The organism is Chryseobacterium sp. UYP7 (assembly GCF_056279225.1).
Genome location: NZ_JBWBQW010000003.1, coordinates 159942 through 178027 on the forward strand (window position 1 = coordinate 159942; position 18086 = coordinate 178027).

Annotated in this window: 18 protein-coding genes; 10 read left to right on the forward strand and 8 right to left on the reverse strand. The window is 35.4% G+C overall.

The window, feature by feature from the left end; translation table 11 throughout:
* Positions 1-70: 70 nt before the first annotated feature.
* From ACZ9HT_RS08340 to ACZ9HT_RS08375, 8 genes are all read right to left on the reverse strand, one after another.
* A complete protein-coding gene (locus ACZ9HT_RS08340) occupies positions 71-1837 on the reverse strand; it encodes a WG repeat-containing protein (RefSeq protein ID WP_476040014.1) in 1767 nt (588 codons plus the stop codon).
* A gap of 137 nt (positions 1838-1974) precedes the next feature.
* Positions 1975-2268: a hypothetical protein gene (locus ACZ9HT_RS08345; RefSeq protein ID WP_476040015.1), complete on the reverse strand. Its 294-nt coding sequence runs from the start codon at positions 2266-2268 to the stop codon at positions 1975-1977.
* Between the two features lie 79 nt (positions 2269-2347).
* Entirely contained in the window at positions 2348-3499 is a 1152-nt protein-coding gene (locus ACZ9HT_RS08350) for a THUMP-like domain-containing protein (protein ID WP_476040016.1), read from the reverse strand.
* A 109-nt stretch (positions 3500-3608) separates the two neighbouring features.
* Positions 3609-4775, reverse strand: coding sequence for a methylmalonyl-CoA mutase family protein (locus ACZ9HT_RS08355; protein ID WP_476040017.1), 1167 nt, complete (start codon positions 4773-4775; stop codon positions 3609-3611).
* A gap of 23 nt (positions 4776-4798) precedes the next feature.
* The gene (locus ACZ9HT_RS08360; protein WP_476040018.1) at positions 4799-5155 is read right to left on the reverse strand and encodes an FtsB family cell division protein; all 357 of its coding nucleotides are present in this window, start codon (positions 5153-5155) and stop codon (positions 4799-4801) included.
* Between the two features lie 48 nt (positions 5156-5203).
* Positions 5204-5821: a uridine kinase gene (gene udk, locus ACZ9HT_RS08365; protein WP_476040019.1), complete on the reverse strand. Its 618-nt coding sequence runs from the start codon at positions 5819-5821 to the stop codon at positions 5204-5206.
* Between the two features lie 77 nt (positions 5822-5898).
* A complete protein-coding gene (locus ACZ9HT_RS08370) occupies positions 5899-6462 on the reverse strand; it encodes a SanA/YdcF family protein (RefSeq protein WP_476040020.1) in 564 nt (187 codons plus the stop codon).
* Positions 6463-6529: 67 nt separating this feature from the next.
* On the reverse strand, positions 6530-7654 hold the full coding sequence (locus ACZ9HT_RS08375; RefSeq protein WP_476040021.1) for a 2Fe-2S iron-sulfur cluster-binding protein: 1125 nt from the start codon (positions 7652-7654) through the stop codon (positions 6530-6532).
* A gap of 33 nt (positions 7655-7687) precedes the next feature.
* On the opposite strand from ACZ9HT_RS08375, the gene ACZ9HT_RS08380 reads away from it, so the two are divergent.
* From ACZ9HT_RS08380 to ACZ9HT_RS08425, 10 genes are all read left to right on the forward strand, one after another.
* A complete protein-coding gene (locus ACZ9HT_RS08380) occupies positions 7688-8260 on the forward strand; it encodes a TlpA family protein disulfide reductase (protein ID WP_476040022.1) in 573 nt (190 codons plus the stop codon).
* A gap of 80 nt (positions 8261-8340) precedes the next feature.
* A complete protein-coding gene (locus ACZ9HT_RS08385) occupies positions 8341-9315 on the forward strand; it encodes an iron chelate uptake ABC transporter family permease subunit (protein WP_476040023.1) in 975 nt (324 codons plus the stop codon).
* A gap of 236 nt (positions 9316-9551) precedes the next feature.
* Positions 9552-9818: a GxxExxY protein gene (locus ACZ9HT_RS08390; protein ID WP_476040024.1), complete on the forward strand. Its 267-nt coding sequence runs from the start codon at positions 9552-9554 to the stop codon at positions 9816-9818.
* A gap of 133 nt (positions 9819-9951) precedes the next feature.
* Positions 9952-10875 (forward strand): ABC transporter ATP-binding protein, encoded by a 924-nt coding sequence (locus ACZ9HT_RS08395; protein ID WP_476040025.1) that lies wholly within the window; start codon positions 9952-9954, stop codon positions 10873-10875.
* Positions 10876-11041: 166 nt separating this feature from the next.
* Positions 11042-11494: a MarR family winged helix-turn-helix transcriptional regulator gene (locus tag ACZ9HT_RS08400; RefSeq protein WP_476040026.1), complete on the forward strand. Its 453-nt coding sequence runs from the start codon at positions 11042-11044 to the stop codon at positions 11492-11494.
* Positions 11495-11499: 5 nt separating this feature from the next.
* On the forward strand, positions 11500-13893 hold the full coding sequence (locus ACZ9HT_RS08405) for a 3-hydroxyacyl-CoA dehydrogenase/enoyl-CoA hydratase family protein (RefSeq protein WP_476040027.1): 2394 nt from the start codon (positions 11500-11502) through the stop codon (positions 13891-13893).
* Positions 13894-13977: 84 nt separating this feature from the next.
* Positions 13978-14331, forward strand: a complete 354-nt coding sequence (locus ACZ9HT_RS08410; protein WP_476040028.1) for a four helix bundle protein — start codon at positions 13978-13980, stop codon at positions 14329-14331.
* 50 nt (positions 14332-14381) lie between these two features.
* Positions 14382-15563 (forward strand): thiolase family protein, encoded by a 1182-nt coding sequence (locus ACZ9HT_RS08415; protein ID WP_476040029.1) that lies wholly within the window; start codon positions 14382-14384, stop codon positions 15561-15563.
* 86 nt (positions 15564-15649) lie between these two features.
* Entirely contained in the window at positions 15650-16015 is a 366-nt protein-coding gene (locus tag ACZ9HT_RS08420; RefSeq protein ID WP_476040030.1) for a four helix bundle protein, read from the forward strand.
* A 124-nt stretch (positions 16016-16139) separates the two neighbouring features.
* On the forward strand, positions 16140-17927 hold the full coding sequence (locus ACZ9HT_RS08425; RefSeq protein WP_476040031.1) for an acyl-CoA dehydrogenase family protein: 1788 nt from the start codon (positions 16140-16142) through the stop codon (positions 17925-17927).
* Positions 17928-18086: the final 159 nt, after the last annotated feature.

An 18086-nucleotide genomic window follows, 5' to 3' on the forward strand; every position in this document is an offset into this window, starting at 1 on the left:
CTCTGCTTATATTTTTATAAACCATAATATCATCACACGAATTTTTTAATTAAAAAGTAGATTTCTGCTATTAAAAATCTTCATTAAAACATTGTGCAGAAGGTATTTTGTTATTTAGCTTTTCTCCTTTTAAATTATACCAGGTATATTGTCCGTTCTTTTTGCCAAAGACTTTTCCATTGCATGTTGATAATGAAGTATCTTCGTATTCTAAAGGAATGATGACTTTTCCAGTCGCGTCTATGACACCATATTTATCCTTATTTCTAACCTGGATTACATCATTGTAATGATAAATATAATCGTAAATTAAGGGAACAACCAGTTCTCCATTTCCATTAATTAATCCATTTTTGCCCCCTTTTTCCACATGCGATAAACCGTTGGAAAATTTAGTAACGCTTTCATATTCCTTAGAGAGAAATTTTATTGTTTCATTTTTCTTGTTGATGATTTTCCAACCATCGGTATCTAAAACCGTGGCTATTCCCACATCGAATTTTGAACAGGACTTGTATTGTAAGGGAATTAAAACGCTGCCGTTTGGATTAAGGTAGCCGCAAGAAGGATTATAAATTCCACCAATTTCTAATTTGCGGTCCAGTTTTGAAACTACAAATATACTATCTGCAAAGTCTACATTCTCGTAATCTGGTGGGATCACTTCTTTTCCATTACTATTCAAAGCGCCTCGACCTTCCCCATTTTGTCTCTCGATACAAATAAAAGTTTCACTTTCTGGATTCGTTTCATCAGAATAAGTTCCACAAATACTGTAGATGCACTCTGTTATTTTGTTGCCTTTTCTGTCGTAAAAGCCACTCATTTCATACTGATCTGTATTGTATTTTGAAACGGTGATCCAGTCAAATGGACCTTCAAAATTACCAATATTTGAAAATTCTATAGGAACAAAGATTTTTCCCTTATTATCGATGACCCCCATATTTTGGGTTTTTTGATCTCTAACAATCGTATAACCCTCTTCAGGAGAACTTCTTACGATGACACAGTTTTTCGGCAGAATATTATTTCCCTGCGTATTGATTAAATAATTTTCGCAAATGCCGTAATCATCAAATTGTCTGCAGTTTTTAGAAACTATTGCAACGCCATTCGAAAAATCGCCGTCGGAAGAATTATTCCAATTCGATTGAAAGGCTATTTTTCCAGCTTTATTAATATAATTTAATTTTCCATGAATGGTTGTTTTTGCTAAACCGTCATGAAAATCCCCAGAATATTCATCGTAAATCTGTGGAATTACAATATCTCCTTTTTCATTGATGTAGCCACAACTGTTCTCTTTTTCGATAAGACAGATCTTTGCCAAACCTTCACTAAAATTATGGACATCGATTGTGTTTTCGGCAAATTTTGGCTTGATGATCCACTCATTACTGAGATTAATAAATCCCCACTTTCCATCTTTTAACGCTTTAATTTTTTTATCGCTGATGAAATCCAAATTATCATAAGAATTCGGAATAATTACTTTCCCGCTCACTGTCGCATAACCAAATTTTCTATTTTCGGTAATTCTGCAGGTATCATTTTTACAAAAAATATCGTCATACTTCAAAGGAAAAATCCATTTACCGTGATAATCCATCAAACCAAATTTTTCATTTTTCTTTAGGAGAAACGCTTTGGTTTTGGTCCAGTCATCTTCATACAGATCAACGATCGAATCAAAATTAGTTTCGGTTTTTAAAAGACCTTCGGAATCAACTAACCCTTTTTCTTTATTATTTTGATGGATATACAAACGGTCCTGAGAAAATATAAATGTAAACTGGAACAAAAAAAGCAGCGTTAAAAAATATTTTTGATTCATACCAATTTTTTTTATTTAGTAATTCTTAAACTTTCAGGAATATATTACTCGTTTCAAATTTAATTTAAATTTCAGTTTACGACAAAAAAAAAGTCCCGCCGAAGCAGGACATTTCATAATTTATATAGGGCAAATTTTTATTTACTCTCTGTCGTAACAGGTCCAGATGCTGGCATAACTGCTTTCGCGCTGTCTATTTTAACAGGAGCAGCCTGCATTCCGGTAGCTTTTGTGCTATCCATAGGAGTCATTCCGGTTACGGTTTGTGCAGCAGTTGCTTTTACCGGCATCGCTTTATCGGTCATTACATCATCGCTGTATCTTCCCGCGTTTACTTCGGCTTTCAGAACTCCTTTATTTCCACCTGCCTGAATTTTTTGACAACTCATTGCTAAACCTGCGATGGCAACACCTAAAATTACTTTTTTCATATCTACTTTATGATTATTATGAATCTTTAAATTTTCACTGCCCCAAAAGTAAGAAATATTGGCACTTTCTACAAGGAAATTATTGAGATTTTAAAATAATCTTTCCTTTCTGGGTTTGAGTGAAAATTAAATAGGAACTTCCCCCATCTAAAATTTTATATTTTTTCTTGATATCGTCTGGTGTTAAAGGATAATTTTTCGAGATAATATTGTATTTCTCCCCTTTCATAATATTTTTAGAATCAATCATTTCAACTTTTAATCTTCTTCCCGGAAAACTCTCTAAAAGATCCTCAGAAGTATACAAATGCGTGTTCGGATGAAGTTTAGCCACTTTAAATTTTTGAGAGATCAAATTAAAAGCGCCGGATTTTAAAACTGCATTATTGGGAATATAAAGAAATTGCTGCGGTTCAGACAAGGTCGAAACAGATTTTTTTTCTTCTCTGAAACTAAACATAAAATCGCAATCCTCACTTTCCAAATTGATGCAGGAAATTTGAACATCAGTAGTTTGACTTTCCAGATCTAGGAAAACCAACAATTCTTTTACTTCATTCCTAACAGCGATGATCTCGATTTTTGAAATATTTTTCAAGACGGAAATCAAGTAGGAAATATCAATAAGCGGCGAAAGTTTGATGATGATCTGACTTGAAATCCTCGTAAGCTGATCCTGAATTTCCAGAAGATTTGGTGTAAGATCTTCGAGGAGGAATTTTTTGTTCTTAAAATCGTCTCTGCGTGCCGGATCCAAATAAACAACATCAAATTTTTCTATGTTATCTGCGAGGAAATTTTCTAGTTTTTCATTGATGAAATTGGCTTCCTTTCCCAGAATTTTCCAGTTGTTTTGTATGATCTCTAAAAGTTCGGTGTTCTGCTCAATCAGAGTAACATTTCTAAAGTTTTGAGAAAGAAAATAGGCATCAATACCAAATCCGCAGGTAAGATCCAGAAATTTTGAGCCACTTAAATCCTTTGCTTTAAATTCCGCCGTAGATTGCGATGAAGCCTGCTCCAGATTAAGATTTGGCGGAAAAATTATATTTTCTTTCAACAGAAATGGAAACTTTTTTTGAGCCACTTTTTTTCCTTTGATCTGTTGCACGATTTCCTGCATCGTAACTCCGGGAAAAGGCGATTTTTTCAATAACAAAGAATGCAAATCTGTTGTAAGATTTGCATTGATGAATTTTTGGGTTTCTGCTTCCAAGATTTTATTGATCATCCTCTACTGTTATAATTATGGCACGAATACACGAATATAATGAGCATCAAACTTAAATTACTACTTGGGAAAATATGTAATTATACAATTCGGGAATTCGTGGCAAAGGTCATTCAAACATTTCAGCCAGCCGAACTGCTTTAATTTCATTCTGAGTGTACATTTCTTCAGCCGATTTCTTCTTTTCTAATTTGGGATAAAGATTCACGCCTATGATTTTTGTCTTACCTTCTTCTACCCAGATCTGTTCCTTCAAGGCTTGTTCGTAAATTCTGTTTTGAAGGTTGCCTGTTTTCAAAAGTTCGCAATAACCGCCTTCTTCCTCGAATTCTAAAAATAGATTCCAGGATTTCTCAGCGAACTGCTGCGTAAGATTTTCAATATAATAACTTCCATTTCCGGCATCATCAAAAACATTAATTATACTTTCGTAAGCCAAAACAATTTGCTGTTTGAAAGATATTTCCTCAGAAAGCGAAGTAGAATTTTCGATTTTATAATCATTGCTGAATACCGCATCTGCTCCACCGATCATTCCGGCAGAAAGTTCGAGTGTAGAACGGATCAGATTATTTTCAGCATCGTTAATTGATTTATTTCTGAGCGAAGTTTCTGCAAAAATATAGGGCACATCATCCAACCCAAATTCTTTCGAAAATTGATTGATCAGGAGTTTTAAAGCACGAATTTTGGCGATCTCAAAAAAATAATTACCACCGATCGCTACTTTAAAAATTATTTTATTTAAAATTTCGGAACCGAAAACCTCCGTTAGTTCTTTTGTTTTTGCGAGTGCGATCGCCAGCTGTTGAATAATCGATGCGCCTGCGTTTTGATGGAGAGAAATATCAACACAAATATTTCGTTCAAAATCTTTGGCTACTAATTCCTTCACTAACTGTTCGTTCAGTTTCCCTCTGATGTCCTCCGAGAAAACGTCGATCAGGGAAAAATACCGGTTTGATTCATCTAAAGTAATGTGTTCTGCGAAATCTTTGTCATTCACAAATATCACTTTCTCCACCAGATCTTCAACATTTTGATTCAACAGAAAAGCAAAAATATTTTCTTCGGAACTTTCGTGGTACGGCGAAACAAGATGCGTTGATTCCTCAATTTTTGGCAGATTATGCAAAGGTTTAGTAACGGAATCATAATAGGTTTTTACCTCTATACCTTCTAGATTTTCCTTTGATAAAATAGCGTAAATATCTTCTGTCTTTAGTTGTTTTTGAACTAAAGCTTCCCAATCTTTAAGCGTTGTTTTTGTGAACATATTTTAGTTTTTAGCAGCTGAAATTATTTCTTGGCGGATTTTAAATTTGTAGAATCTACAACCAGGATGAAAATTTCTTCGTTGGGTTTTTTCATGAAATAATTTTCGCGTGCAAATTTTTCCTTCTCGGATTTATTATTCATTAATTTTTTGTAGAAATCATCGTTTTTCTTGTACTCTTCTTTATAGTAAGCCAGCTGTTCTTCGTACTTATTAATCTCTCCATTTAATTCATTCACGACCAAAAATGAAGTATTATCGAAGAAAACCATCCATATTAAAAACAGAAATATGGTCACGAAATATTTGGTCAAAACATATTTCTGAAGGAACTTAACAGTTGGCGTTTTCGGTTTTATTTCTTTAATTAATTCTTTCATTGTAGTAGAATTTTCGTCTAAAAAGATCGTTACATTTTCATTATAAATTTAATGAGTTTTCTTCAAAGTATTGTTAATTACGGTAGAAAGAAAATCAATGGCAACCGTATTTTGCTTCATATTCGGAACGATCAGATCCGCTTCATTTTTCGACGGTTCTATAAATTCCTGATGCATAGGTTTTAAAGTTGTTTGGTAGCGGTGCAAAACTTCCTGCAAATCACGGCCTCTTTCCTGCGTATCACGGCGAATCCTGCGGATCAATCTTTCGTCGGAATCAGCATGAACAAACACTTTAAGGTCATATTCTTTCAAAAGTTCTTTGTTGGTTAAAACTAGAATTCCCTCAACGATCAATACATTTTTCGGATCAATTAAAACATGATCACCTGTTCGCGAATGCGTTACAAAAGAATAAATTGGCTGCTCGATCGGCACTCCATTTTTAAGGTCTTTTACATGTTTGATAAGCAGATCAAAATCAATGGATTTTGGATGGTCGTAGTTCAAAACTTCTCTTTCGGAAAGCGTAAGATTTTGATTATCATGATAATAATTATCCTGCGAAAGCACGTTAACTCCCTCTGCATTAAGTTGTTGAAGGATTTTGTTAACAACGGTGGTTTTTCCTGAACCTGTTCCGCCTGCAATTCCGATGACGAGCATATAATTTTATTTTTACAAATATAGGATTTTGTGCGAATTTTGGGGAGATTATCAGGAATGAATTTTATGAATTTTCCTTATACAGAAGCTTTGCTCTCGATTCCCAAAATATAAAAAATCACCGCATAAACTCTTGCTAAAAATTCCCGGGATTGATTTCTGTAGTAACTTTGATTGCTTAAAACGTCCTGTGCATCGAAACCCAGTGCATTCATATCGTTATTTCGGGCATAAAAAAGTGCTCGAAGATTATGAAATCCCTGTGACACAATAATCACATTATTCTGCTTATAAATATTCTTGCAATTACTAATACTGGACTGCGTTTTGAAACCTTTCGGATCTTCGATAATAATATTTTCGGGAACGCCTTCCTGATAAACCAAATAGTTTTTCATTGCCGAAGGTTCATCATAACCTTTGCTCTTTTCCCCACTCACAATAATTTTTTTAATTTTCCCGTGATGGTAAAGCAAAGCAGTCGCATCCATACGAGATGTGAAATACGGATTGGAAATTCCGGATTTCATTTTGGGAGATGTTCCTAAAACAAGAGCAGTTTCCCGCGGCGGAATCTTAGAAATTTTGGTAAAAGTTCGTCCGTTGGTCAAGGCAAAAACCCAGATATTTGCTAATATCATTAGCAAAACTCCTATCTCCACCAAGGTGAAAAATGATTTTAATATGTCTAAAATTTTTTTCAAAATATCATATCAGATCAAAATTAACTTTTATTCGTTTACTTAAAACCACCGACATGCAGGCTAAAATTTTCCCCTTATTTTCTTCGCTCTCCGTTAAATATTCGTTCTCTAAAAGCTCTACTTCTCCTTCTTCTAAAATACATTCGCAACTGCCACAAATTCCGGATTTACAGGAGTAAGGTACCGGAAATCCTTCAATTAAGAGCTGTTGCAACAGTTTTATCTTATTGTCTTTTAGCGTTGTTGTATAATTGTTATTGAAAAGTTTAAAATCAATTTCAATGTTTTCGATCAAAGGAAAATCTTTTTCGACGGGATAAATATCCTCATTATATTGCTCAAAAAGCTCGAAATGAATATTTTTTTTCTGAATTCCATTATTGTAACACGCGTTGGCAATTCCTTTTATCATTTCTCCTTTGCCGCAAATTAACACTTCATCTACGGCATCCCAGATTGTGCTTTCTTCGTCGGTCTCATCCAGATGCAGTATTTGATTGATGATGAGCCTCACTTTTTTTTCATCTAACCTGCCATAAAATAAATTGTCAGACGGCTTTTCCTTCGAGAAAAAATAGAAAATCTGCAACCTGTCGTTGTACTTCTTCGCCAGCGCATCGAGTTCATTTCTGAAGGCAATTTCTTCTGATTTTCGGTTTCCATAAAAAAGAAAAAGTCGCGTACGAGGTTCTGTGTGAAGTAAATTTTTAAAATGACTGATCAAAGGAGTAATTCCAATTCCGCCCGCAAAACCAATGATAGTACGAAATTCGTGGGGTTTAGAAACGATTGTAAATCTACCTTTTGGCTCGGAAACTTCAACTTCGTCCCCAATTTCAAAATCCGCAAATAAATCCCGGGTAGAACTATTCTCGTAACTGATCTTAATTCCTAAGGTGATCTTTTCTTCAAAAGGTGCGGAAGTCATTGAGAAATCGTTTTGATAAACTTCGCCGTTCGAAAGGTATTTTAGCGTGACATATTGCCCGGCTTGAAACTGATAATTAGGCTTCAGCAAATCGGGAATTTCAAATTCCAAAGCGAAGATGTTTTTGGTCAACTGTTGTTTTTTCGCTAATTTTAGCCAGTGAAATTCAGTTTGCTTCGCTTTAGGTAAGAGTTTTTCCATAATTAATAATGATTCAAAAATAATAAAAATATAATGAAAAAAGTAATTTTAAGTTTGCTGGTTCTCGCAACGGTGGCATCTTGTAAGAAAGAAACCAATGTTGCAGAAAATGCAGAAAACAAAACTTCAGATTCTGTAACTGTTTCAGAATCAAATGAAACTACAGAAGCAGTAATTCCTTTTAAGAGAGTTGAACTGTCTCCTGCTGAAGCTTCAATATTTTTAGGCAAACAAAACAACGATACCTTATACGTTAACAACTTTTTTGCAACCTGGTGTGGTCCATGTATGCAGGAAATTCCTCATTTTAAAAAGAAAATGGAGGAAATGAAAGGCCAGCCTGTAAAATTTACTTTCGTTGACCTGGACCAAAAAGAAGATTGGGATACGAAGGTGAAAAAATTTGCAGAGGAATGGGGTTTATCTAATCATGTTGTTCTTTTAGATGGTTCCAAACTGACTCCGGAGTTTTTCCCGGCGAATTTTAAAAAGTGGGACGGCGGCGCGATTCCTTTTACTTACATGAGAAAAGGCGATAAAACGGACGAAACTTTAGGTTCAATGAGCGAAGAAATGTTGACAGAGAAGTTAAATTCTTTCAAATAAGCAAATCATTTTAATCTACAGAAAACATCTTTTCAGAAGGTGTTTTCTTTTTTTTTTAAATTCATCCGCAAAGTTTCCTAATGACGAAAAATTTCAAGATCACCACAATTTTAATCCTCACCGCAATCGTAATTTCGATCGTCGTGAATTTAAATATTGGTTTTTTAGAACTTACTTTCTCAGACTTTTTTTCGTCGACTTCTGAAAATTCTCAGATCGCTCAATTGCGGATCAACCGAATATTAGTCATGCTTTTGGCGGGAATTTCGATTCCAACTTCAGGTTTTCTTTTGCAGGAATATTTTCAAAATCCTTTGGCCGGACCATCGGTTTTAGGAATAACTTCTATAGCGAGTTTAAGTGTAGCTTTTTATATTTTTTTTTCACAAGATCTTATTCTTCCAGAGTTTCTGCAAAATAGTTTTTTAAGCATTACTGCAATCGGCGGAAGTATAATATTGATGCTGATTCTAATCCTGTTTTCCGGAAGATTTCAGGATAAATCATTTCTTATCATTTTTGGATTTTTGATTTCTGCTTTAGCCGGAGCGGTAGTTTCAATTCTACAGTTCTATGCGGAAAATCAAAGTTTGAAAAATTATATCCTGTGGAGTTTTGGCGCGAACAATCAGGTTTCTACAAATCAAATCTGGGTGCTTTCCATTATCGTGGTGATTGGATTACTACTGACTTTTAAAACGATAAAACCATTGATCGGAAACTCCCTGGGAACGGCTTATGCGCAAAGTTTGGGCGTGAATCTGACGCAGCTTAAGTTTTTTGTGATCATCGCATCGTCACTGCTAGCGGCATCTGTCACGGCATTTCTTGGACCCATTTTATTTATAGGAATTGTTGTTCCGCACTTTTGCAGAATGTTATTTAATCCTGCGAAGCTTTGGCAACAGTGGATTTTAAATATGATCCTGGGAATTTTGATCATGGAAGTTTTTTCTATCATTTCAGAAACAACGCAGTTTCCTTTGAATGTGATTACGTCTTTGTTTGGAATACCGGTAATTTTAATGATGATGTTGAAGGGGAGAAAAGCTTGATGTTTTTTTAACGCAAAGACGCAAAAAATTTTAATCACTAATGATGCTTTAAGGCGCGAATCATCTTAAGATGATGATGGGAAATTCTAAAATTAGATTTAACTTTAGATTTAATACACGTTAAAATGACCGAAAACGAATTATCTAGAATCGTATTTGAATTGGGAATGAAAATTCATCGAAAACTGGGAGCGGGATTATTCGAGAGCGTATATAAAGAATGAATTTTTTATGAATTGCGGAAAGCGGGTTTAAAAGTAGAAAAGCAAAAGACTTTACCTATTATTTACGAAGAATTAAAAATTGAGAATGCTTTCAGGTTAGATTTGATCGTTGAAGACAAATTAATTTTAGAAATTAAAACCGTCGAGTTTATCAATGAAGTTTACACTGCTCAACTTTTAACATATCTAAAAATGACAAATTGTAAATTAGGACTTATTTTAAATTTCAAAACCGCAGTTTTTAAAGATGGTGTCAAAAGAGTTGTGAATGGTCTATAATGTCAGATACAATCAATATTTGAGCTCATTACACGCATCAAATCGAAAATCTTTGGTTTTCTTTCGTCTTATAGTCACAACCAAAATAAGTAATTTTTGCACCTTTGCGTTAAAAAAGTATTCTTCCAAATAAATGTTTTTAGAATTAAAAAATACAACAATCGGTTACCAAGCTCCTTTAATTAAAGGCGTTAAAACATCTTTGGAGTTGGGTGATATTTGTTTATTGATCGGAAATAACGGCGTTGGAAAAACAACTTTAATTAAAAGTATTCTCCATCAAATATCAACTTTGGAAGGCGAAATTATCCTTAATGATAAAAATATCAAAACGCTTTCTAATAAAGAGATTGCAGGGCAGATCGCGGTTGTATTTTCTAAGGCGCCAATTGCTGCAAATTACACATTAACCGATTTAATTTCGCTCGGGAAATACATTCATTATCCGTATTATTTTGAATTGAATAATGCTGATAAACAAGAAGTTGAAGAGATTATCGAAACTTTAAACTTAACGCAATACAGAGACTTTACTTTAAAGCAACTATCAGACGGAAATCTACAGAAAGCTTTTATTGGAAGAGCTTTAGCCCAGAATTCACCGATGATAATTTTAGATGAGCCAACGACGCATTTAGACGAAGAAAACAAAATTATCATTCTAAAACTGCTGAGAAATCTAGCAAAGACACAGAACAAACTTATCCTGTTTTCATCGCACGACTGGCGACTTTCAAAAGAATTTGCAGATAAAATGTGGATCATTCATAACGAAAAATTGGATGCTGGAGTTACAGAAGATATTTTATTGAAACATAATGAACTTCTAAATCCACAACTTTTTAATATTAACGAAGAATTTTCTCCGCCTCAAATTTCAGCTCCAGATTTAGAGAAGGAAATGCTCTACTCTTTCCTTCAAAAAAACTTCAAAAAAAATCTTTCCTCTTATAAATTTGAATGGCAAGATACTATTTGGGTAATTTCCAGTCATAATTTTCAACAAAAATGCAATTCATTTGCGGATATTTTAGAATTGTTTAAAAACCTTTCTTAAATCCTTATTCCAAAGGCTTTCACGAAATACTATGCATGCATAGTATTATGTAAATCATATCTTTTAAGTCGTTGATTCTTAGCTTTTAACAAAATATTAACATTTATAAAGTACTATGCATGCATAATATTTTTTATATTTGACATAACCACTTATCAAGATTATTATGAAAGAAAAAACACCGGAAAAAGTTGAGAATGTAGATCTCATTTTGAAATCCACCTGGCTTGCCGTTTCTAAAATGTATTCCGAATTAGCGCAAGATCACGATGCAACAGCAGTTCAGGCCTTAACGCTTTTAAAAATTGATCCTAAAGAAGGAACCCGAAGTACGAATCTCGGACCAAAAATGGCTATCGAACCGACTTCTTTAACAAGGATTATTAAACTTTTAGAAGACAACGGCTATATCTACAAGGAAAAAACCACAAACGACAAACGTGAGGTCATTATTAAATTAACCGATAAAGGATTGAACAGCAGAAACTTATCAAAAGAAGTTGTTGTGAATTTCAATAAAAGAGTGATTGACAAAATCCCTTCGGAAAAGATGGAGATTTTTAAAGAAGTCATGCACGACATCTTAAAAATTGCGACCGAATTAAATAATAAAAAATAAATAAAATGAACAGAAGAATCAAACATGTTACGGTTTTAGGTTCAGGAATTATGGGTTCCGGTATCGCAGCGCACTTCGCCAACATTGGTGTACAAGTGCTTTTGCTCGATATTGTCCCTTTTGAATTGACCGAAGCTGAACAGAAAAAAGGATTAACGAAAGAAGATAAAATCGTTAGAAACAGAATCGCGGCGGAGAATTTTGTGAAATTACAGAAATCAAGTCCGGCACTTTTATATTCACCGAAATTCTCAGACAGGATCACCGTTGGAAACTTCGATGATGATTTAGAAAAGATCAAAAAAACCGACTGGATCATTGAGGTTGTTGTTGAAAGACTCGACATTAAAAAATCGGTTTACGAAAAGATAGAGCAGTTTAGAAAACCTGGTACTTTGGTTTCATCCAACACTTCCGGAATTCCAATTCATTTCTTAATTGAAGGACGAAGTGATGATTTCAAAAAATATTTTGCGGGAACGCATTTCTTTAATCCGGTTAGATATTTACCCCTTTTAGAAGTTATTCCAACTCCGGAAACCGATCCAGAGATTATCCAATTTTATATGAATTATGGCGCAAAGTTTCTAGGCAAAACAACCGTTTTAGCCAAAGATACTCCCGCGTTTATTGCAAACAGAGTTGGCGTTTTCTCGATGATGAATTTGCTTCATGAGATCAAAGGTTTAGGCTTAAATGTATCTGATATTGATAAATTAACAGGTCCAATTATCGGCCGTCCAAAATCTGCGACTTTCAGAACTGCCGATGTTGTTGGGCTGGATACTTTGGTGATGGTTGCTGACGGCGTTCGAAACAGTAAAATGGAAGCCAACGATTTTAACGATGTTTTCAAATTGCCGGATTACGTTCAGAAAATGGTAGAAAACAAATGGTTGGGTTCAAAATCTGAGCAAGGTTTCTACAAGAAGATCAAAAATACGGAAGGTAAATCTGAAATTCACGGGTTGAATTTAGATACCATGGAATATGAACTTCAAGGGAAAACTGAATTTCCTACGCTTGCATTAACGAAAGCGATTGACAAACCAATCGATCGTTTTAAAGTTTTAATTGGTGGAAAAGACAAGGCCGGAGAATTATATAGAAAATCTTTTGGTGCTCTATTCGCTTATGTTTCTCATAAAGTTCCCGAAATTTCTGACGAAGTTTACAAAATTGATGACGCAATGAGAGCAGGTTTTGGTTGGGAAAATGGACCTTTCGAAATTTGGGATGCAGTTGGTGTTCAAAAAGGAATTGAACTGGCGAAAGACGCCGGTTATGAAGTTTCTGATTGGGTGAAAAATGTAGAAAGTTTCTATAAAGTTAACGACGAAGGTCAAAGCATCTACTTCGATAAAAATTCAGGAAATTACAACAGTATTCCGGGACAGGAAGCCTTTATTATTCTTGATAATATTAGAAAAAACAAAACCCTTTGGAGCAATTCAGGATCTTCAATTCAGGATTTGGGAGATGGAATTATCAACTTTGAAATTCATTCAAAAATGAATTCTTTGGGTGGTGAAGTTTTAGATGGTTTGAACAGAGCCATTGACTTAGCCGAAAAAGATTATGATGGATTAGTTGTTGGCAATCAAGGTGCAAATTTCTCTGTCGGAGCAAATTTAGCCATGATCTTAATGATGGCGATCGATCAGGATTGGGATGATTTGAATATGGCAATTGCTTATTTCCAAAAATCGATGATGCGCGTTCGGTACTCTTCCATTCCTGTTATTGTCGCTCCTCACGGAATGACTTTAGGCGGTGGTTGTGAAATGACGATGCACGCCGACCGAGTTGTTGCTGCGGCAGAAACTTATATCGGATTGGTAGAAACTGGTGTCGGTGTAATTCCTGGCGGTGGTGGAACTAAAGAAATGGCTTTGAGAGTTTCTCGTGAATTCCATTCTGATGATGTTAAAAATAACAGACTTCGAGATATGTTTATGAATATCGCGATGGGAAAAGTGGCAACTTCTGCTTACGAAGCCTATGATATGGGGATTTTAGAAAACCATAAGGACATTGTGGTGGTGAATAAAAATCGCCAGATCAAGACTGCAAAAATGTTAGCTTTAAGTTTAGCGGAACATGGTTACACGCAACCGATTGAGCAAAAAGTAAAAGTTTTAGGACGTGACGCACTCGGAATGTTCTTAGTTGGAACCGATCAAATGTTAACCGGAAAATATATTTCTGAACACGATAAACTGATCGCTGATAAATTAGCCAACGTTTTGGTAGGTGGGAATCTTTCTGAACCAACAATCGTTACAGAACAATATTTATTGAATCTGGAAAGAGAAACTTTCTTGCAATTATGTGGAGAAAGAAAAACTTTGGAAAGAATTCAGTTTATGTTAACGAAAGGGAAACCGCTTCGTAATTAGACTTGAGACGGAGAGACTTGAGACTAAAAGACTCTTCAACTTGAGAATTAAGAAGAATATAATGCCAAATTAAATCTATTCATAATGCATAACATTAAAAAATTAAAAATCTGGAACGATTCAATTGATTTGTGTGTTGATGTTTATCAAGCATTGGCAAATATGCCAAATGATGAAAAATATGGACTTTCGTCACAGATCAAAAGATCAGCTGTTTCAATTCCTTCCAACATTGCGGAAGGCGCTGGAAGAGATACATATCCACAGTTTTCTCATTTTTTAAATATTGCATATGGGTCTTCTTATGAACTTCAAACACAATTAATTATTTCTGAAAGGTTAAATTTTATTTCATCTGAAGTTAATGAATCTTTATTGCAGAAGTTAAATGAAGTTCAAAAAATGGTTTACGTTGTTAAAGAAAATATTAATAAATAATTTAAACGATAGGAGTCTCAAATCTCTTGTCTAAAAATCTCTAATCTAAAATGAAACAAGCATATATAATTAAAGGATTCAGGACCGCAGTAGGAAAAGCACCCAAAGGATCACTTCGCTTCACACGTCCCGACGTCATGGCAGCGACCGTTATCGAAAAGTTAATGGCCGCTGTTCCCCAATTAGATAAAAACAGAATCGACGATCTGATTGTTGGTAATGCAATGCCAGAAGCAGAACAAGGTTTGAACGTGGCGCGTTTAATTTCCTTAATGGGATTAAAAACTGATCAAGTTCCAGGTGTAACAGTAAACAGATATTGCGCCTCCGGAAGTGAAGCGATTGCAATTGCCTCTGCGAAAATTCAGGCTGGAATGGCTGACTGTATCATCGCAGGTGGAACAGAATCCATGTCTTACATTCCGATGGGTGGTTATAAACCGGTTCCGGAAAGCGATATGGCAAAATCTAATCCTGATTATTATTGGGGAATGGGTTATACCGCAGAAGAAGTGGCGAAACAATTCAATATTTCCCGTGAAGAGCAAGATGCCTTTTCTTTTGACTCTCATAACAAAGCTTTAAAAGCGAATGAGACCGGGAGATTCAAAGACCAGATTGTTCCCATTCCAGTAGAATACAATTACCTGGATGAGAATCAAAAAATGCAAACCAAGAAATATGATTTCTCTGTAGATGAAGGTCCACGTGTTGGAACGAGTTTAGAAGGTTTGGCAAAATTACGTCCAGTGTTTGCAAATGGCGGATCTGTAACGGCTGGAAACTCTTCTCAAATGAGTGACGGTGCGGCTTTCGTAATTGTAATGTCGGAAGAAATGGTGAAAGAATTAGGATTAGAACCACAAGCAAGATTAGTTGCTTATGCAGCAGCAGGTTTAGAACCGAGAATTATGGGAATGGGTCCATTATATGCCGTTCCAAAAGCCTTAAAACAAGCAGGTTTAGAATTAAAAGACATCGATTTAATTGAACTGAATGAAGCCTTTGCTTCTCAATCAGTTGCTTTGAAAAAAGAACTGAATCTAAATCCAGATATCTTAAACGTCAACGGTGGAGCAATCGCACTCGGACATCCACTAGGTTGTACCGGAACAAAACTAACCGTTCAACTTCTCGACGAAATGAAAAAACGCGGCAACATGAAATACGGAATGGTAACAATGTGCGTAGGAACTGGACAGGGAGCGGCTTCGATATTTGAACTGCTTTAAAAGACGAAGATATAATAGACGGATAGATGATAGACGGATAGATGATAGATTTGGTTAGGAATAATTTCAATTACTAAACTTTAATGATGAGTGATTTTAAGAGACATAATTTTAAGAAACTCAAAATTTGGCAAATGGGGATGGATATCGCAAAAGATATTTCAGACATTACTACATCCTTTCCTTCATTTGAAAATTTTGGTATGCGAGGTCAAATGGATAGATGCTCTGTCTCAATTCCATCAAATATTGCAGAAGGTTCCAGTAGAACCAATAAATCTTTCAGTCATTATTTAGATATTTCCTTAGGTTCTTCCTTCGAGTTACAAACTCAACTGTTACTGGCAAATTATAAAAAATATGTTTCAGATGAAAATACTACTGTAATTGAGTCTAAAATAGAAGAATTTCAAAGAGCAACAATGGTATTTCAAAACACATTAAAAGACTAAAAGATAATAGACTAAGAGATAATAGACTAGAAGATCAAAGACAATATGAAACAGTTAGCATCTATTATCTATTCGTCTATCATCTATTCGTCAATTCAACACAACAAATTTTAAATTAATAGCAATGAGCGATACAAAAACAACATTAAAAGGCGGTGAATTCATAATCAAAGATATCCCTGCAGCAGAACTGTACAGTTTAGAAGAACTGACAGAAGAACAAAAAATGCTTCGTGGATCTATTCATGAATTTATAGAGAGAGACGTTATTCCGCACAGAGAGCGTTTTGAAAACAAAGATTACGCATTAACAGAAGAAACCATGCGCAAGTTAGGTGAAATGGGAATTCTGGGAATTGCTGTTCCTGAAAATTATGGCGGATTGGGAATGGGATTTGTGAGCACCATGTTAGCTTGTGATATTGTTTCCGGCGCGAATGGTTCACTGGCAACCGCTTATGGAGCACATACGGGGATTGGAACGCTTCCTATTTTATTATACGGAACAGAAGCACAGAAGCAAAAATATCTTCCGGCTTTGGCAGCAGGAGAAAAATTCGGAGCGTATTGCTTAACTGAACCTGGAGCAGGATCTGATGCAAATTCAGGTAAAACCAAAGCAGTCCTTTCTGAAGATGGAAAATATTACACCATCACCGGACAAAAAATGTGGATCTCCAATGCAGGTTTTGCAGAAACTTTTACGCTTTTTGCAAGAATTGCAGACGATAAAAATATCACGGCATTTGTCTTTAACAAATCAGAACTCGAAGATCCGGCAAGTTTTACAATGGGTGCAGAAGAACACAAATTAGGAATTCGCTCCTCTTCTACCCGTCAGGTTTTCTTTAACGACATGAAAATTCCGGCAGAAAATCTTTTAGGAGAAAGAAACAACGGTTTTAAAATCGCATTAAATGCTTTAAATGCAGGGCGAATTAAATTGGCAGCCGCAAATATTGATGGTCAGAGAAGAATTACCTCTTTATGCATCAAATATGCGAATGAAAGAAAACAGTTTGATGTGGCCATATCCTCTTTCGGTGCGATCCGTAAAAAATTGGCAGAAATGTCTACCGGAATTTTCGTTTCGGAAGCAGGTTCTTACAGAGCAGCAAAAAATGTAGAAGATAAAATAGAGGAACTCGCTGCAGGTGGGATGTCACATGCAGATGCAGAATTGAATGCATTGGCAGAATACGCTGTCGAATGTTCTATTCTTAAAGTGTATGTTTCAGATCTTACGCAACATATCGCTGATGAAGGAATTCAGATCTATGGTGGAATGGGATTCTCCGAAGATGCACCAATGGAAGCCGCCTGGAGAGATTCGAGAATCGGTAGAATTTACGAAGGAACGAATGAAATTAATAGACTTCTTGCTGTAGGAATGTTGATCAAGAAAACCATGAAAGGTGAACTTGATCTCTTAAAACCAGCCATGGCGATCGGAAAAGAACTGATGGGAATTCCATCTTTTGAAACTCCTGATTATTCAGAATATATGTCTGAAGAGAAAAACCTTCTTCACAACTTGAAGAAAGTATTCTTAATGGTAGCTGGAGCAGCGCTTCAGAAATACATGATGGAGATCGAAAAACACCAGCATCTTTTATTAAATGCTTCTGAAATTCTGAACCAGATCTATATGGCAGAATCTGTGGTTTTAAGAGCAGAGAAACACTTCGATACTGATTCTGTGCAGGCAGCAATGGCTCGCTTAAATCTTTACAAAGCGGTAGAAGCAATTACCACCGCCGCGAAAGAAGGAATCGTATCCTTTGCAGAAGGCGACGAACAGCGAATGATGCTTTCTGGACTAAGAAGATTTACAAAATACACCAATATGCCAAATGTAGTTGCCTTGACTGAAAAAGTTGCAGCCCATTTTGTGGAAAAAGGATCTTACTAGAAATAGTTTGATATGTGGTTTGAACGCTCTGAGAAATCGGGGCGTTCTTTTTTTTAGGATTGTAACCATGGATTGCAAATCCGCTCTATCGGGCGTTCTTTTTTAAATTTGTGCTCAAAGTCAGTTGCTTTTACGCAAAAGCAAAAAAAAATCACTTTT

Excerpts from the sequence above, each read along its gene's own strand:
- ACZ9HT_RS08405 (WP_476040027.1), top strand. The coding sequence starts at position 11,500 with ATGAACAGAAGAATCAAACATGTTACGGTTTTAGGTTCAGGAATTATG.
- ACZ9HT_RS08340 (WP_476040014.1), bottom strand. The coding sequence starts at position 1,837 with ATGAATCAAAAATATTTTTTAACGCTGCTTTTTTTGTTCCAGTTTACA.
- ACZ9HT_RS08350 (WP_476040016.1), bottom strand. The coding sequence starts at position 3,499 with ATGATCAATAAAATCTTGGAAGCAGAAACCCAAAAATTCATCAATGCA.
- ACZ9HT_RS08360 (WP_476040018.1), bottom strand. The coding sequence starts at position 5,155 with ATGAAAGAATTAATTAAAGAAATAAAACCGAAAACGCCAACTGTTAAG.
- udk (WP_476040019.1), bottom strand. The coding sequence starts at position 5,821 with ATGCTCGTCATCGGAATTGCAGGCGGAACAGGTTCAGGAAAAACCACC.
- ACZ9HT_RS08395 (WP_476040025.1), top strand. The coding sequence starts at position 9,952 with ATGTTTTTAGAATTAAAAAATACAACAATCGGTTACCAAGCTCCTTTA.
- ACZ9HT_RS08370 (WP_476040020.1), bottom strand. The coding sequence starts at position 6,462 with ATGATATTAGCAAATATCTGGGTTTTTGCCTTGACCAACGGACGAACT.
- ACZ9HT_RS08380 (WP_476040022.1), top strand. The coding sequence starts at position 7,688 with ATGAAAAAAGTAATTTTAAGTTTGCTGGTTCTCGCAACGGTGGCATCT.
- ACZ9HT_RS08400 (WP_476040026.1), top strand. The coding sequence starts at position 11,042 with ATGAAAGAAAAAACACCGGAAAAAGTTGAGAATGTAGATCTCATTTTG.
- ACZ9HT_RS08420 (WP_476040030.1), top strand. The coding sequence starts at position 15,650 with ATGAGTGATTTTAAGAGACATAATTTTAAGAAACTCAAAATTTGGCAA.
- ACZ9HT_RS08415 (WP_476040029.1), top strand. The coding sequence starts at position 14,382 with ATGAAACAAGCATATATAATTAAAGGATTCAGGACCGCAGTAGGAAAA.
- ACZ9HT_RS08385 (WP_476040023.1), top strand. The coding sequence starts at position 8,341 with ATGACGAAAAATTTCAAGATCACCACAATTTTAATCCTCACCGCAATC.
- ACZ9HT_RS08345 (WP_476040015.1), bottom strand. The coding sequence starts at position 2,268 with ATGAAAAAAGTAATTTTAGGTGTTGCCATCGCAGGTTTAGCAATGAGT.
- ACZ9HT_RS08410 (WP_476040028.1), top strand. The coding sequence starts at position 13,978 with ATGCATAACATTAAAAAATTAAAAATCTGGAACGATTCAATTGATTTG.
- ACZ9HT_RS08355 (WP_476040017.1), bottom strand. The coding sequence starts at position 4,775 with ATGTTCACAAAAACAACGCTTAAAGATTGGGAAGCTTTAGTTCAAAAA.
- ACZ9HT_RS08425 (WP_476040031.1), top strand. The coding sequence starts at position 16,140 with ATGAGCGATACAAAAACAACATTAAAAGGCGGTGAATTCATAATCAAA.
- ACZ9HT_RS08375 (WP_476040021.1), bottom strand. The coding sequence starts at position 7,654 with ATGGAAAAACTCTTACCTAAAGCGAAGCAAACTGAATTTCACTGGCTA.